Origin of the sequence: uncultured Roseovarius sp. (assembly GCF_947489715.1) — a bacterium.
Classification (GTDB): Bacteria; Pseudomonadota; Alphaproteobacteria; order Rhodobacterales; family Rhodobacteraceae; genus Roseovarius.
Genome location: NZ_CANLER010000007.1, coordinates 186,336 through 201,310 on the forward strand (window position 1 = coordinate 186,336; position 14,975 = coordinate 201,310).

Below are 14,975 nucleotides of genomic sequence, written 5' to 3' on the forward strand. Positions count from 1 at the left end.
CGCATACAGGCGACGGTTTCATCTTATCGCCGTGTTGGCGATGAAGAGAACATAATTGCCGAGGTGGGCAAAAAACCACTCACGAGATCGTTAGACACGCGCGTGTCAGGATGTGTGAGTACCTAATTCTTAGATAAGATATTGAATAGTAAAAATAAAACGAATTTCACGCGACCGAAAGCGTAATGTTTGTTACAGATTTCGGTCGCGTTTTTTGGTGATTGTTACAGCATATCCGGAGGCGTGGCTTCGCGGGTAAGCTCAGTTGTAACAGTATCAAGGGACTGAACACTGGTTTGCTTCTCACCCAAACGACGGATCGAAACCGTTCCTTCCTGAACTTCTTTCATGCCACAGGCCAGAATCACCGGCACTTTTCCCACCGAGTGTTCACGTACCTTGTAGTTGATCTTCTCATTGCGCAGGTCTGCTTCTGCCCGGATGCCAGCGGCGCGCAATGTGTCTACGACCCCTTGCACGTAATCATTCGCATCAGAGATGATCGAAGCGACAACAACCTGACGCGGCGCCAGCCAGAACGGTAGCTTGCCTGAGTAGTTTTCCAGCATAATGCCCAGGAAACGCTCAAAGCTGCCCAGGATGGCGCGGTGCAGCATGACCGGACGGTGTTTTTCGCCATCTGCGCCGATATATGTGGCGTCCAGCCGTTCCGGCAGGTTGAAATCCGCCTGGAAGGTGCCGCATTGCCATTCGCGCCCAATTGCGTCGGTCAGTTTGAAATCAAGTTTGGGACCGTAGAACGCGCCTTCGCCCGGATCGACTTCGAAGTCATTGCGTACGCTGAGGATGGCTTTTTCAAGTGCGTCCTCGGCCTTGTCCCAAACCTCGTCCGACCCCACCCGCACGTCCGGGCGGGTGCTGAGCTTGATGTCAAAGCTCGCAAATCCCGCGTCACGGTAGATGTCCGACAGAAGGTCGATGAATTTCGAACACTCCTCCTCGATCTGATCCTCGGTGCAGAAGATATGCGCGTCGTCCTGTGTAAAACCACGCACCCGCATAAGCCCGTGCAACGCGCCATGCGCCTCGTAACGGTGGCACGAGCCGAATTCAGCCAGACGCAACGGCAGGTCGCGATAGGATTTGATGCCCTGGTTGAAGATCTGCACGTGGCAGGGACAGTTCATCGGCTTTAGAGCGTTCACGCGCTTTTCGTTGGCGTGCTCTTCGTCGATCTCCGTGATGTACATGTTTTCACGGTACTTGTCCCAGTGACCCGAGGCTTCCCACAGCTTGCGGTCCACCACCTGCGGCGTCTTGATCTCCTGATAACCGGCTTTGGTCAGTTTGCGGCGCATATAGTCTTCGAGTGCGCGGTAAATCGTCCAGCCGTTGGGGTGCCAGAAAACCATGCCTGGGGCTTCTTCCTGAAAGTGGAAAAGCTCCATTTCACGTCCCAAACGCCGGTGGTCGCGCTTTTCGGCTTCTTCCAGGAACGTCAAATGAGCCTTGAGTTTTTCCTTGCCGGTGAACCCGACGCCGTAGATGCGTTGCAACATCGGGCGTTTTGAATCCCCGCGCCAATAGGCACCGGCAACGCTCATCAACTTGAAGGCATCGGCAGGAAGCTGACCGGTGTGTTGCAGATGTGGACCGCGACAAAGATCCTGCCAGTGCCCGTGCCAGTACATCCGCAGCGGTTCATCGCCGGGAATGGCTTCGATCAGTTCGACCTTGAAAGGCTCGCCCGCGTCTTCGTAATGCTTGACCGCACGGGCACGATCCCAGATCTCGGTCCTGACCTCGTCGCGGAGGTTGATGATCTCTTTCATCTTCTTTTCGATCAGACCCAGGTCTTCGGGTGTGAACGGCTCGGTCCGGTCGAAATCATAATACCAGCCATTGTCGATGACCGGTCCGATGGTGACTTTAACATCTGGCCAAATCTCCTGTACGGCGCGGGCCATGACATGGGCCAGATCATGCCGGATCAGCTCATTCGCCTGCGCCTCGTCTTTCATCGTGTGGATGCTGATCTCGGCATCGTTTTCCACTGGCCATTGCAGGTCCCAGTGCTGGCCGTTCACGGTGGCCGATATGGCTTTTTTAGCCAGTGAGCTGGAGATATCGGCTGCAACCTCGGCAGGGGTGATCCCTGCGTCATAGGAACGTGCATTGCCATCGGGAAGGGTAAGGGAAATCTGGGCCATTGGCCTGAAGCTCCTCGTCGGTTTGGCGCCCACGGAACGCCCGGTTGCGGGTTATTTGGTGTGCGGTCTATGTGACGTGGGTGTTTTGCCAAGTCAAGCCTGTCGGGGCATCCCGCGGCATTTCCAAGCTGGTAAGGTGAAATTTTACAGCAGGTCGAATTGACCCAAGCGATTGAAAGGTAACCGATACTCGCCCTGGGTGTGCGACTGTATTCCGATTCAGTGCCAATCGCATACGTGCTTGGTGCGCAAATGTATACGAGAATTCCGCGTAACATATTGACGCATATAAATAAATTTCGTGGACATGTTCGGGTAAGGCCGTATCCTGCCACTCAAGCGTGCCGTGCTGGCACGAAGATGAGCAATATTTCGGGGAGCTGCAAATGACGTCTTATAATGTGAATTTTGAGCTATCGGTCGAGGATGTTGAACTGATCGAAACTGCCTTGCGATTGACCAAGCAGGAATTGTCCAACGAGCAGCTTGTTACAGATGCACCAGCGCATGATGAAACACTGCGACGAATTCAGGATTTGCTTGGACGTATGCATAATCAAAAGGTTTTCTATCGCCCTCGCGCCGGTGCCTATATCGGTGGATAGGTTGCATTAAATCTTAGCTTGCACGCGCTGCCGTCTTGCGGTGTACACTGGTGACTGACTGGCAGTTCGCAGGCGGAACAAACATGGCAAAAGCCAAATTTCTGACAACTGATGACGGGCGCAACCTCGCCTATCATGCGACGCCGGGCGCATTGCCCGGTGTCGTTTTCCTCGGCGGGTTCAATTCCGATATGGAAGGTACAAAAGCCGTCCACCTTGAAGAATGGGCGCGGCGTACGGGACGTGCATTTCTGAGGTTTGATTATTCCGGGCATGGCCAATCATCCGAGTCGTTTGTCGATGGCGCGATTGGCGATTGGGCGAAGGATGCCGCCGCTGCGATCAGCACGCTTACCGAAGGGCCGCAGGTTCTTGTTGGCTCGTCGATGGGGGGATGGATGGCCCTGCTGACGGCGCGGTCCATGCCGGAACGTGTTGCCGGTCTGGTTACCATCGCGGCGGCGCCGGATTTCACCGAAGATTCGATGTGGGCAGGATTTGATGATGTGCAACGCACCGAGCTTCTGGAAAAGGGCCAGATCGCATTGCCAAGCGAATACGATGAACCTTATATCATTACCCGCCGCCTGATCGAAGAGGGGCGGGAAAATCTTGTGATGCGCGAGCCGCTGAAACTGCCTTTCCCGGTGCGGTTTCTGCAGGGCACGGCGGATTTGGATGTGGACATGACGGTGGCGCTGCGCTTGCTTGATCACGCAGTTGGGCCGGATATGCGGCTGACATTGGTGGATGGCGCAGATCACCGGTTCTCGGATACGGAGTGTCTGGCGCTGATCGAAAACGCCGTCGAAGACGTGCTGGCGCGCGCTGGCTGAAACGAAAGGTCGAGCATGGAACAGCGGGTTTCACTGATTACGCTGGGGGTTCGGGACATGGACCGGACCGCGCGTTTCTACGAAGACTTGGGTTGGCAACGCGTAGAAAGCCCCGACGGGGTGATTGCCTTTGATCTGATTGGTCAGACCTTGGGTCTTTATCCGCTGGAGGCATTGGCCGAGGAAATCGGTGTGCCTATTGATGAACTGGGGCGCGGGGCAATCACGCTGGCTCATAATGTACGTCAGAAAGAGGATGTGGATGCGCTGATTTCAGCCGCGGAGACTGCCGGTGCAATCATTTTCAAGAAACCCTGCGATGTATTCTGGGGCGGATATCACGGCTATTTTGCCGATCCGGAGGGCCATATCTGGGAAGTTGCTCATAATCCGTTCTCACCGCTATCGACCGATGGCGAATTTCGCTGGAATGGATATCAGACCGAGACAAAGAGTTGACGCCGCATTTGGCTGTGGCAAGCTGCAATGTAAGGTATCCCGCCACTCCCAAGAACAAGGACGCTAATTGATGCACACTCCCGTCGTGTTTTTACCGGGCATGATGTGCGACTTACGTCTTTATGCAATGCAGTTGTTGGAATTCGGCCGGGACCGTTCGGTCACTGTTGCGCCGATAACCATGGGCGAGCGGATAGAAGAAATCGCGTCAAACATCCTTGACCGTGTGCCACCTAAATTCGCGCTGGTCGGGTTGTCGATGGGCGGCATTGTAGCAATGGAAATGCTGCGCCGTGCACCGGACCGGATCACGCGCATCGCGTTGCTCAGTACGAATTCTTTGGCCGAAACGCCGCAATCCGCTGCGGATTACGAACCGCTGATCATCAAGCTACGGTCTGGCCAGTTGGAAGAGGCGGTGCAGGGGTTGATGCCGCCTGAGCATATTGGTGCCGGAACCGGACGCAGTGCGGTGATGGCGGAACTGCTCGAAATGGCCAAAGACATGGGCCCCGAGGCAATTGTCCGTCAGATTAGAGCATTGCAGCGCCGGCGCGACTATCAGTCCGTATTGCGTAAATGTAAGGTGCCGGCCCTTGTATTATGCGGCGATCAGGACGGGCTCACACCCTTAAAACGCCACACGCTGATGGCCGAGCTGATCCCCTATGCCGAACTTTCAGTGCTTGAAGGTGTCGGGCATCTGCCGACACTGGAAAATCCTGACGCTACAAATGCCGCGCTGCATGGTTGGTTGAAACAGCCATTCGTCCTGCGTACCCGTGTCGAAAGTTGATCCGTTTAGGCTGCAGCGTTCTTGTTCGCCGGTTTTTTAACTTTTCCCTTCTTGCGCGGGGATGTGCGGTTGCGCGGTTCGGGCGCATCGCTGTTGGCGTCGATGAAATCTAGGACAAGCGGGCGGATATTATTGCGCCAACTGCGACCGGCAAAGATACCATAATGGCCGGCATCGGGTTCGACATAGCTGGCTTTCTTGCTGTCTGGCAAGCTGGTGCAAAGATCGAGCGCCGCAATACACTGTCCTGGGGCAGAAATATCGTCCTTGCCCCCTTCGACAGTTTTGACCGCCACGTTAGTAATCTTGCTGAAATCGACGCGGTGCCCGTCGACAACAAAGCGGTTGCGAGCAATTTCCAACCCTTTGAAAATGCGCTCAACCGTTGAAAGGTAAAATTCCGCCGGCATATCCATGACAGCAAGATATTCATCGTAGAACTTGTTGTGAGGATCGCGATCGCTTGCGTTGCCCTGCGCCACGCGCGAGATCTGATCTACAAAGGCTTTCATGTGCCGTTCGCTATTCATAGACATGAAAGATGCCAGTTGCAGCAGGCCTGGGTAAACCATGCGTCCGACACCGGGATATTTGAAACCAACCCGTTGGATCATGGTCTCTTCAAGCTGGCCCATCGTCACGCGACGCCCGAAATCGGTCACGTCGGTCGGCGTTGCATCCGGGTCAACCGGGCCGCCGATCAGGGTCAGCGACCGCGGTTGCGCATCCGGGTCCTGCTCGGCCAGGTAAGCGGTGGCGGCCAGGGTCAGCGGAACCGGCTGGCATACGGCGATCACATGCAGATCTGATCCCAGCTCGCGCATGAAATCGACAAGGTAAAGCGTATAATCCTCGATATCAAACTTGCCTGCTGAAACCGGAATGTCACGGGCGTTGTGCCAGTCGGTCACATAGACCTCGCAATCGGGCAGCAGCGACCGGACGGTCGAGCGCAGAAGCGTGGCATAGTGGCCCGACATCGGTGCGACCAGCAGAACCCGGCGCGCCATTTCTTCACGGCCTGAGACATCGAAGTGAATCAGATCACCGAACGGTCGGTTGACCACGGTCTCGATGTTGATCAGGTGGTCGCGGCCATCTTCGCCGGTGATGCTTTCGATGCCCCAGTCGGGCTTTGTTACCATGCGCTGAAAGGTTCGTTCCGTCACTTCACCCCACGCAGACATCCACTGAAAGGCGGGATTTGGCGCAAGGCTAAAAACCGGATATGATGCAAGTGAAAGAGCGGTGGCCCCCAGCCACTGATTGGTGTTACGGAGGGTTTCCATCAGGTCATATGTGGCCATGTAGCGCATCTTATTCTCCTCGGGGCGGTCTGCCCGGTTCCATTCGTCGCACTGCCCTCCCGCAACGCTACGCTATGCTGCATAGCAGAAACTTTAGAAGGATTTCTTCACTATGGCAACGCATGAGGACGTCGAAGCCGTGAATATTGACAAATTGAATGAAAATCTTGCGCGGGTGGAAGAACTTTCGAAAAGATTGGTAAACGCGTTTTCTGTTCGTAATCCACCCAAACCCTCGCTTGGTGGTCCATCGCCGGATTTGTTTGTAAAAGCCGCCACTTCCTATTGGAGCGAGATATTAGAAAACCCTAGCAAGCTGTTTGAGAACCAGCTTGAGTATTGGGGCAAATCCGTGCGCCATTACATAGATGCCCAGCAATTATTGCTGCAAAGCGGCGCGGAAGAGGGAGCGGACGCAGAAAAACCGCGTCCCACAGATAAGAGGTTTGCCAACCCGCTGTGGGAAACCAACCCCTATTTCAGATATATCAAAGACCAATATTTGCTGAATGCCGAAGCTATCGAAAAGGCCGTTGGCGAGGTGGACGACCTGGAGGCCAAGGAACAGCGGCGTCTTGCCTACTTTTCGCGCCAGATCATCGACCTGATGTCACCCACAAATTTTTTGGGCACAAACCCTGATGCGCTTGAGCGCGCAGTTGAGACAGAGGGCGAATCACTTGTTAAAGGGTTGGAGAACCTGGTGGCCGATCTTGAGGCCAATAATGGTGAAGTCGTCGTACGGCTGGCGGACGAAGGCGCCTTTGAATTGGGAGGCAACGTCGCCACCACACCGGGTGAAGTGGTCTATCGCAACCGCATGATGGAACTGATCCAATACGCCCCATCGACCGAAAAGGTTCATGAGGTGCCGCTGGTGATCTTCCCGCCCTGGATCAACAAGTTCTACATTCTCGACCTGAAAGAGCAAAACAGCCTGATCAAGTGGATTACTGATCAGGGGTATACGCTCTTTGTCGTTTCCTGGGTCAATCCGGACACGTCTTACGCCGATGTCGGGATGGAAGACTACGTTGAGGAAGGGTTCCTTGCGGCGATCCGCGAGGCAAAGGCAATTACCGGACAAAAGCAAGTTAATACGGTTGGATATTGCATTGCCGGAACGACCTTGCATTTGACCTTGGCCCTATTGAATAAGCGGAAGGACAAAAGCATCAAATCCGCCACTTTCTTCACGGCATTGACGGATTTTTCCGAACAGGGTGAATTTACGCCGTTTCTTCAGGACGATTTCATTGACGGGATCGAGGCTGAAGTCAGCGAGCAGGGCATCCTGCGGTCTTTCATCATGTCGCGTACCATGTCGTTCCTGCGGTCGAACGATCTGATCTACACACCGGCCATAAAAAGCTACATGATGGGGGAAACACCTCCGGCTTTTGATTTGCTTTACTGGAATGGTGATGGATCGAACCTGCCGGGGAAAATGGCGGTCGATTATCTTCGCGGCCTGTGTCAGCGCAATGAGTTCGTGACCGATGGTATCGACCTGATGGGTGAGACGCTTCATATCCGGGATGTGAACGTTCCCCTGATGTCGGTGACGTGTCAGACCGATCACATTGCACCCTGGAAGGATTGTTATCGCGGTTTCCAGATGACCGGCTCCAAGGACAAAACCTTTATCGTTTCCGAATCCGGCCATATCGCGGGGATTGTGAACCCGCCTTCTAAAAAGAAGTACGGGCACTACACCAACGACGATCTGGGGCTGGTTTCGGAAGACTGGATCGAAGGTGCGAAATACCACGAAGGATCTTGGTGGCCGCTATGGGAAAAGTGGCTGCGCAAGCAATCTGGCAAGAAAATTGCCGCCAGGGAACCCGGTGATTCGGAGCATAAACCCCTGTGTTCGGCCCCTGGGACCTATGTGAAGCGCAAGGCAAGCGCTTTGTAATCAAGGGTTTAGCGCGGCCCAAAATTATTTTGCTGCAGTGCAGAAAAAATACTTGAAATGCTGCACTGCAGCATGCATATTCTGTGCATACGCAGAAACGCGGTGGACCCGCGCTAAGGATATGAAGGAATAAACCAATGGCTAAAGCACAAGACATCAACACCGTCATGAAAGACATCATGGGCGCATTCCCCGTCGACACGAAAGCGATGGAAGACGCGTTCAAAAACCAAGCCGCTCTGAACGAAAAACTGTCGGGCGTTGCCCTGACAGCTGCTGAGCAGTCGGCTGAAATCTCGAACAAATGGACCAAAGAGACTCTGGCCAAACTGAACGACATGACCAAAGCGAAATCCGAGCCGGCCGACTACGCCAAAGCCGTGACAGATTTTGCCTCGGCCAGTGCCGAAGTAGCAGCCGAAAACATGGCCGCCTTCGCTGAAGTTGCCAAAAAAGTCCAAATGGAAACCGTTGAGCTGCTGATGTCGGCTGGCAAAGACCTGCAAGAAGACGCAGCCAAAGCCGTCAAAAAAGCAACCGACGACGTGACTGCTGCTGCCAAGAAAGCATCTGCTGTCAAGTAAGACCACTTTTCGTACCTGATACCTCCCTGTTGGGTACTTCAAGTGAGGGCGAGCCATTGCGGCTCGCCCTTTCTTTTTGTGCTGCAGTAGCATAAGCTTTGCTGCAGCGCTGCATTTTCGGGGAGGAACGCACCGTGGCTGATACCAATAAACCGTTGCTGATAAAGCGTTACGCAAGCCGGCGGTTGTACAATACCGAGACGTCCGATTACGTCACGCTGGAAGATATCGCAGAGTTTATCCGTGACGGGCGCGAGGTGCAGATCATTGATTTGAAATCCGGCGATGATCTGACCCGGCAGTATCTGCTGCAGATTATTGCAGAACATGAAAGCCGTGGTGAAAACGTGCTGCCGATCAATGTTCTGAACGACCTGGTGCGCAGCTATGCCACCCATGCCACGAGCATGGTGCCGGAGTTTCTGCAAAGCAGCTTTGAGATGCTGCGCGAAGGTCAGTCCAAGATGGTGGAGAATATGACCAAGGCCAACCCTTTGGCAGGCATGCCCGGGATGGAGGCGATGCGCGCCCAGCAAGAGGCCTTTCTGAAGGCGATGACCAGCGGATTGGGTAGCATGGGCACCACGCCAGCAGCTTCCGAGGGCGCTGCTGCTACCGATGACACCGACGATGATAATCTCGACGAGATAAAGAAACAGCTTTCGGACCTTCAGGACAAGCTGTCCAAACTCAGCAAGTAAGCGCAGATGGTTGATAGCCCGGGCCGCATAACCCTCTGGGGGATCGAAGTGTTCATGGCGGCTGCCGATGAGCGTTCGATTTCAGCGGCGGCTCGCCGATTGGGGGCCAGCCCCTCGGCTGTCAGTCAACAATTGACCAATCTGGAGTCTGCCGTCGGGGCCACGCTGTTGCAGCGCAATGCGCGCCCGATACGCCTGACGCCGGCGGGCGAGATCATGCATCGGCGGGCGCAGGTCATCCTCAACGAGGCGGCACAGGCGCGGGCAGAACTGGCGATGTCTGACCTTTCGATGCTGACGCGGTTCCGTCTGGGGATGATTGAGGATCTCGAGGCGGATGTAACCCCGCAATTGCTGACCCATATGGCGTCGGAGTTGAAGGGCTGTCAGTTCCTGCTGGAAATCGGCGCCAGTCACTATCTCTATGATCAGCTGGACGCGCGGGCACTGGACGTGATCGTCGCGGCAGAGCTGGGCGCGGAGGAAGAATGGGTCGAGGTGCATCCGCTGATGCGTGAAGGCTTTATCGTGGTGGCGCCGCGTGGCGTTATTGATCCGGATGGCAATGTGTTGCGCCAGCTACGGCGTCTGCCGCTTATCCAGTATTCGCAGCGCCTTTACATGGGCCGGGTGATCAACTCGCATCTGGCGCGTCAAAACATCTCACTGCCGCATCGGTTTGAGCTGGACAGTTACCACGCGATCCTGGCTCTAGTCGGGCAGGGGACGGGTTGGTCTATCCTGACGCCATTGGCGTTGATGCGCGCGCGCCGCTTTGCCGATCAGATAGATGTGTTCGAACTGCCATTTGAACCCTTTTCGCGCAATATTTCTCTGACGGCGCGCAAAGGCATTCTTCAGGATATGCCGGCGCAGGTTGCGGAAACACTCAAACCGATCCTGCAAGATACCATCGTTACGCCTGTGATACGGAAACATCCATTTTTGGCCGAGACGCTGACAGTTTTCTGAACATCAGTAAAAACTTTGTGGGTCGATATCGACGCTCAGCCTGAGCTGGTTCGAGGTTTTGACCTGACCGATCCATTGCGAAACGGCTGCTTGCAACGCGACGCCTTTGGGCGCTTTGACCAAAAGCCGTACCCTGTGGCGGCCACGTATGCGGGCGATTGGCGCAGGCGCGGGGCCAAAGACCTGTGCGCCCACGCGCCGCAGCGGCGCGTCACGGCGAGCAAGATCATTGCCCAAATCGAACACCTCCTGCATATCCGGCGACGACAGGATAATACCAGCCATCCGCCCAAAGGGAGGCACACCCGCATGCTGCCGTTCATTCGCCTCTGCACGCCAGAACCCGACCTCATCGCCTGACAGGATGGCACGGATCACGGGGTGTTCCGGCTGGAAGGTCTGCAACAGAGCCGTACCTTTTCTAGTGCTACGTCCAGCCCGCCCCGCCACCTGTCGCATCAACTGGAATGTACGTTCCGCCGCGCGAAGGTCTGACCCTTGAAGACCCAGATCGGCATCTATCACACCAACAAGTGTAAGCAGTGGGAAATTATGTCCTTTTGCGACCAGCTGAGTGCCGATGATGATGTCTGCACCACCATCAGAAATTTCCTCGATCTGCGCTTTCAAAGCCCTGGCTGACCCGAACAAATCCGAAGACAAGGTGGCGATCCGGGCTTCGGGGAAGAGCTGTATTGCCTCTTCTGTAAGTCGTTCCACACCCGGGCCAACGGCAGCCAGGCGATCCTCAGCCTCGCAAGATGGGCAGGCCGTTGGAATGGGCCGGGTTTCACCGCATTGATGACAGACGAGCCGCTTGAGAAACCGATGTTCAACCATGCGCGCATCGCAATGATCGCACCCGACCTGATGCCCGCAGGCCCGGCAGAGCGTGATCGGCGCATAGCCGCGGCGATTGATGAATAAAAGCGCCTGCTCGCCCCGGAAAATCCGGTCTTTGACCGCCGCCTGAAGGGTAGGTGAAACCCATCTGTTCGAGGGCAGTTTTTCGACCCGCATGTCGATGGGGCGGATATCGGGCATCACCGCTTCGCCAAAGCGCGATGTCAGTTCAAGTTTCTGATATTTGCCGGCCTCAGCGTTGGTCCAGCTTTCAAGGCTCGGCGTGGCCGAGGCCAGCACCACGCGTGCCCCGCAGATTGAGGCCCGCAGCACCGCCATGTCACGCGCGTTGTAGAGCACGCCATCTTCCTGTTTGTAGGAGGTGTCATGCTCTTCATCCACGATGATCAGCCCGAGATTCTGGAACGGCAAAAACAGCGCCGAGCGTGCCCCGACCACGACCTGTGCGCCGCCCTGGCCGACCATTTTCCATGCCCGGCGGCGCTCGGTCATCGTGATGCCCGAATGCCACTCGGCCGGTGGCGCCCCGAACCGCGTGGCGAACCGGGTCAGGAATTCGGCGGTCAGCGCGATTTCCGGCAACAGGACCAATGCCTGGCGGCCCTGACGCAGCGCCTCGGCCACGGCTTCGAGGTAGACTTCGGTCTTGCCCGACCCGGTGACACCACGCAGCAGGGTACAGCCATAATCACCTGTTTTTATGCCGTTAATCAGCGTGTCAGACGCGGCTTTCTGATCTTCGGTCAGGTCTTTCCCATGGCGGCCCGGGTCAAGGCGCGGATAAGGCACGTCGCGCGGCGTGGCCTCTTCGTGCACGACGCCCTGTTTGACCAGACCTTTGACAACCGATGTCGAAACCCCGGCCTGTTCCGCCAGTTCCTTGAGTGTGAAGGACAGCCCGCCATAGTCGCGAAGCGCCTCAATCACCCGGCGGCGCGCGTCGGTCGCGCGGTCCGGTTCACCATCGCCAAGACGGTAGACCTTTTGCATCGACGGGGGATTGCCCAGACCCGGCGCGCGGGTGGCCAGCCGCAGCATCGCTGGCATCGGCGTCAGCGTGTAATCCGCCGCCCGGCGCAGAAACTCCTTCATTTCCAAACGCATCGGGGCGACATCCAGCACGCGGATGACCGACCGCGCCTTGGACAGGTCAAACCCGCCTGTCCCCGGGCCCCAGACCACGCCGGGCACTTTGCGCGGGCCCAGCGGCACCTCGACAAAGGCGCCAAGATGGCAGCCGCCTTCGGGCGCCTTGTAATCCAGCGTTCCCCCAAGGGGTTGAGTTGTCAGCACCGCCACCAGGGATCCGGGGTCGAAAAAGCTGGGCAAATCGACGGTCAAGCTACGCTCCGGTTCAGGGGTTTCGGCATCACACACTATGAGGTAAACGCTAGAAGACGAAACTCCAACCCGCGCAAATGGATCCCTTACATGAAATTTTTCGTAGACACCGCCGAAGTCGATCAGATCGCCGAGTTGAATGACCTTGGCATGGTCGACGGCGTCACCACCAACCCGTCACTAATCATGAAATCGGGCCGTGACATTCTGGAAGTTACCAAGGAAATCGCCGATATGGTCGATGGGCCGGTCAGCGCCGAAGTGGTCGCAACCCAAGCCGACGCCATGATCGCGGAAGGCCGGAAACTGGCCAAGATCGCCGACAACATCGCCGTGAAAGTACCGCTGACCTGGGCCGGGCTGAAAGCCTGCAACGTACTGACGAACGAAGGAAACATGGTGAATGTCACCTTGTGTTTCTCGGCCAATCAGGCGCTTTTGGCGGCCAAGGCCGGGGCGACCTTCATCAGCCCGTTTATCGGACGCCTTGATGACATCAACCTGGAAGGAATGGATCTGATTTCGGACATTCGCCAGATCTACGACAATTACGGCTACGAGACGCAGATCCTGGCGGCCTCGATCCGCACCGTGAACCACGCCTATCAATCCGCCATGATCGGCGCCGACGTGATGACGGCACCGCCCAAGGTGATCAAGCAGATGGCCGAACATGTGCTGACCGACAAAGGATTGGAAGCATTTTTGGCAGATTGGGAAAAAACGGGGCAGCAAATCCTGTAGCCTCGTGGTATAAGGCCAAAAAAGAAAACCGAGGCGTTTAATGAGTAGCAAGCCCGAGATTGAAGAATCTCTGCGTGAACATATCATCGCGCAGCCTGATGTTATCCTTGAAGATCAAGACCTTATGCGCGCGCTTGTCTCCGCGAACGAGCGCGCGATGGGTGACAACATTGTCGATCTGCGTGGGATCGCGATGAAACGCCTTGAGATGCGCCTGGACAGGCTGGAGGACACGCATCGCAGTGTGATCGCTGCCGCCTATGAAAATCTGGCCGGGACAAATCAAGTGCATCGCGCGGTGCTGCGGATGCTTGATCCTGTGGAATTCGAGTCCTTCCTCATGGATCTGGGCGGGGAGGTTGCCAGCATCTTGCGTGTCGATACCATCCGGCTGGTGCTGGAGACGGTGCAGGATGAAAGTGACCCGGCAGTGAAAAAGCTGGGTGATGTTCTGGCGGTTGCCGATCCCGGATTTATCGAGGCATATCTGAATGCAGGTCGAAACAGTTCGGGGCGGCAGGTGACGTTGCGCCAGATCCACGAAGGTGACATGCGGATCTATGGCCGCGATGCTGAATTTGTGCGTTCCGAGGCCTGTCTGTTGCTGGATTTCGGCGAGGGGCGATTGCCCGGCATGCTCGCGTTGGGGGCCGAAGATCCGCATCAGTTTACACCGCAGCAAGGCACTGACCTGCTTGCGTTTTTTGCGGGTGTATTCGAACGGGCAATGCGCCGCTGGCTATCATGATCTCACCCGCCGCCCGCGATGCGTTACAGGGGTGGTTGGATACCAGACAGGCGCTGGGCGGCATTTCGGAAAACACCATTGACGCCTATGGTCGAGACGTTTCGGGTTTTCTTGCCTTCATGACCGCGCACAAGGGAGAAACGCAAGGCCTGGCTGCTTTGGCGCGGATCTCCGTCGGCGACATGCGTAGCTGGATGGCATCCGTCCGAGGCCGGGATGTGGGCGCGCGGTCGCTGGCCAGAAAACTGTCTGCTGTCAAAAGCTTTTATCGTTGGCTGTCTGAACGCGAGGGGTTTGAACCCACGGCGGTTCTGGCAACACGGTCGCCAAAATTCCAACGAAAATTGCCACGTCCCATGTCCGCAGAGGCGGCGCAAGACGTAATAGAAGCCATTGAAATTCAACACGATAATCCGTGGGTTTCTGCGCGGGATCAGGCGGTGGTGACACTGCTCTATGGCTGTGGTCTCCGGATTTCCGAAGCGCTGAGCATTACCGGCCGCGATCTGCCACTAGAGAGTGCGTTGCGAGTCATCGGCAAAGGCGGCAAGGAACGTATGGTGCCGGTCATCCCGGCGGTGCGTGAGGCGATGAAGCGATATCTGAACCTCTGCCCACATCCGCTGAGAGATGATTTGCCGGTGTTTCGCGGGGTGCGTGGCGGCAAGCTGAACCCGCGCATGGTGCAAAAGATGATCGAAAGTGTACGCCTGCAACTCGGCTTGCCTGCCAGCGCCACCCCGCACGCAATGCGGCACAGCTTTGCCACCCATTTACTCAATGCTGGTGGGGATTTACGTGCCATTCAGGAGCTTCTGGGTCACGCGTCGCTTTCAACCACACAAGCCTACACGGCTGTGGATACCGCGCGATTGTTGGAAGTCTATCAGGCAGCCCATCCCAAAGCTTGATTGCACCCGCAGCATTTT

The 14,975-nt window shown here is 56.2% G+C and carries 14 protein-coding genes; 11 read left to right on the forward strand and 3 right to left on the reverse strand.

The window, feature by feature from the left end; genetic code table 11:
• Positions 1-224 precede the first annotated feature (224 nt).
• Positions 225-2,171, reverse strand: coding sequence for a threonine--tRNA ligase (gene thrS, locus Q1B27_RS17485; RefSeq protein WP_299849301.1), 1,947 nt, complete (start codon positions 2,169-2,171; stop codon positions 225-227).
• A gap of 386 nt (positions 2,172-2,557) precedes the next feature.
• Here thrS and Q1B27_RS17490 point away from each other — a divergent pair, with 386 nt between their 5' ends.
• From Q1B27_RS17490 to Q1B27_RS17505, 4 genes are all read left to right on the forward strand, one after another.
• Positions 2,558-2,776: a hypothetical protein gene (locus Q1B27_RS17490; RefSeq protein WP_299849304.1), complete on the forward strand. Its 219-nt coding sequence runs from the start codon at positions 2,558-2,560 to the stop codon at positions 2,774-2,776.
• Between the two features lie 83 nt (positions 2,777-2,859).
• Complete coding sequence (locus Q1B27_RS17495; RefSeq protein ID WP_299849306.1) at positions 2,860-3,612, forward strand: alpha/beta hydrolase; 753 nt, start codon at positions 2,860-2,862, stop codon at positions 3,610-3,612.
• A 15-nt stretch (positions 3,613-3,627) separates the two neighbouring features.
• Positions 3,628-4,071: a VOC family protein gene (locus tag Q1B27_RS17500; protein WP_299849309.1), complete on the forward strand. Its 444-nt coding sequence runs from the start codon at positions 3,628-3,630 to the stop codon at positions 4,069-4,071.
• A 70-nt stretch (positions 4,072-4,141) separates the two neighbouring features.
• The gene (locus tag Q1B27_RS17505; RefSeq protein WP_299849311.1) at positions 4,142-4,867 is read left to right on the forward strand and encodes an alpha/beta hydrolase; all 726 of its coding nucleotides are present in this window, start codon (positions 4,142-4,144) and stop codon (positions 4,865-4,867) included.
• Positions 4,868-4,872: 5 nt separating this feature from the next.
• Here Q1B27_RS17505 and phaZ read toward each other — a convergent pair whose 3' ends face one another.
• On the reverse strand, positions 4,873-6,183 hold the full coding sequence (phaZ, locus tag Q1B27_RS17510) for a polyhydroxyalkanoate depolymerase (protein WP_299849313.1): 1,311 nt from the start codon (positions 6,181-6,183) through the stop codon (positions 4,873-4,875).
• 103 nt (positions 6,184-6,286) lie between these two features.
• Between phaZ and phaC the strand changes: the two genes are divergently transcribed.
• The 4 genes from phaC to Q1B27_RS17530 all read left to right on the forward strand — a co-directional run bounded on the left by phaC (position 6,287) and on the right by Q1B27_RS17530 (position 10,349).
• Positions 6,287-8,092: a class I poly(R)-hydroxyalkanoic acid synthase gene (gene phaC, locus Q1B27_RS17515; protein ID WP_299849315.1), complete on the forward strand. Its 1,806-nt coding sequence runs from the start codon at positions 6,287-6,289 to the stop codon at positions 8,090-8,092.
• 137 nt (positions 8,093-8,229) lie between these two features.
• Entirely contained in the window at positions 8,230-8,676 is a 447-nt protein-coding gene (locus Q1B27_RS17520; RefSeq protein ID WP_299849317.1) for a phasin family protein, read from the forward strand.
• Between the two features lie 134 nt (positions 8,677-8,810).
• Positions 8,811-9,377, forward strand: a complete 567-nt coding sequence (gene phaR, locus Q1B27_RS17525; RefSeq protein ID WP_299849319.1) for a polyhydroxyalkanoate synthesis repressor PhaR — start codon at positions 8,811-8,813, stop codon at positions 9,375-9,377.
• A 6-nt stretch (positions 9,378-9,383) separates the two neighbouring features.
• A complete protein-coding gene (locus Q1B27_RS17530) occupies positions 9,384-10,349 on the forward strand; it encodes a LysR family transcriptional regulator (RefSeq protein WP_299849321.1) in 966 nt (321 codons plus the stop codon).
• Positions 10,350-10,352: 3 nt separating this feature from the next.
• On the opposite strand, the gene Q1B27_RS17535 is transcribed toward Q1B27_RS17530, so the two are convergent.
• The gene (locus tag Q1B27_RS17535) at positions 10,353-12,554 is read right to left on the reverse strand and encodes a primosomal protein N' (protein ID WP_299849323.1); all 2,202 of its coding nucleotides are present in this window, start codon (positions 12,552-12,554) and stop codon (positions 10,353-10,355) included.
• Positions 12,555-12,644: 90 nt separating this feature from the next.
• Between Q1B27_RS17535 and fsa the strand changes: the two genes are divergently transcribed.
• Genes fsa through Q1B27_RS17550 form a run of 3 tightly spaced genes read left to right on the forward strand, consistent with a single transcriptional unit; the run spans position 12,645 to position 14,957 of the window.
• On the forward strand, positions 12,645-13,298 hold the full coding sequence (gene fsa, locus Q1B27_RS17540; protein WP_299849325.1) for a fructose-6-phosphate aldolase: 654 nt from the start codon (positions 12,645-12,647) through the stop codon (positions 13,296-13,298).
• Between the two features lie 40 nt (positions 13,299-13,338).
• Complete coding sequence (locus Q1B27_RS17545; RefSeq protein WP_299849328.1) at positions 13,339-14,046, forward strand: DUF484 family protein; 708 nt, start codon at positions 13,339-13,341, stop codon at positions 14,044-14,046.
• Positions 14,043-14,957, forward strand: a complete 915-nt coding sequence (locus Q1B27_RS17550; protein ID WP_299849330.1) for a tyrosine recombinase XerC — start codon at positions 14,043-14,045, stop codon at positions 14,955-14,957. The genes Q1B27_RS17545 and Q1B27_RS17550 overlap by 4 nt, the downstream gene beginning before the upstream one ends.
• Positions 14,958-14,975 lie beyond the last annotated feature (18 nt).

Excerpts from the sequence above, each read along its gene's own strand:
- Q1B27_RS17490 (WP_299849304.1), top strand. The coding sequence starts at position 2,558 with ATGACGTCTTATAATGTGAATTTTGAGCTATCGGTCGAGGATGTTGAA.
- Q1B27_RS17505 (WP_299849311.1), top strand. The coding sequence starts at position 4,142 with ATGCACACTCCCGTCGTGTTTTTACCGGGCATGATGTGCGACTTACGT.
- Q1B27_RS17530 (WP_299849321.1), top strand. The coding sequence starts at position 9,384 with ATGGTTGATAGCCCGGGCCGCATAACCCTCTGGGGGATCGAAGTGTTC.
- Q1B27_RS17550 (WP_299849330.1), top strand. The coding sequence starts at position 14,043 with ATGATCTCACCCGCCGCCCGCGATGCGTTACAGGGGTGGTTGGATACC.
- Q1B27_RS17495 (WP_299849306.1), top strand. The coding sequence starts at position 2,860 with ATGGCAAAAGCCAAATTTCTGACAACTGATGACGGGCGCAACCTCGCC.
- Q1B27_RS17500 (WP_299849309.1), top strand. The coding sequence starts at position 3,628 with ATGGAACAGCGGGTTTCACTGATTACGCTGGGGGTTCGGGACATGGAC.
- phaZ (WP_299849313.1), bottom strand. The coding sequence starts at position 6,183 with ATGCGCTACATGGCCACATATGACCTGATGGAAACCCTCCGTAACACC.
- fsa (WP_299849325.1), top strand. The coding sequence starts at position 12,645 with ATGAAATTTTTCGTAGACACCGCCGAAGTCGATCAGATCGCCGAGTTG.
- Q1B27_RS17520 (WP_299849317.1), top strand. The coding sequence starts at position 8,230 with ATGGCTAAAGCACAAGACATCAACACCGTCATGAAAGACATCATGGGC.
- thrS (WP_299849301.1), bottom strand. The coding sequence starts at position 2,171 with ATGGCCCAGATTTCCCTTACCCTTCCCGATGGCAATGCACGTTCCTAT.
- phaC (WP_299849315.1), top strand. The coding sequence starts at position 6,287 with ATGGCAACGCATGAGGACGTCGAAGCCGTGAATATTGACAAATTGAAT.
- Q1B27_RS17545 (WP_299849328.1), top strand. The coding sequence starts at position 13,339 with ATGAGTAGCAAGCCCGAGATTGAAGAATCTCTGCGTGAACATATCATC.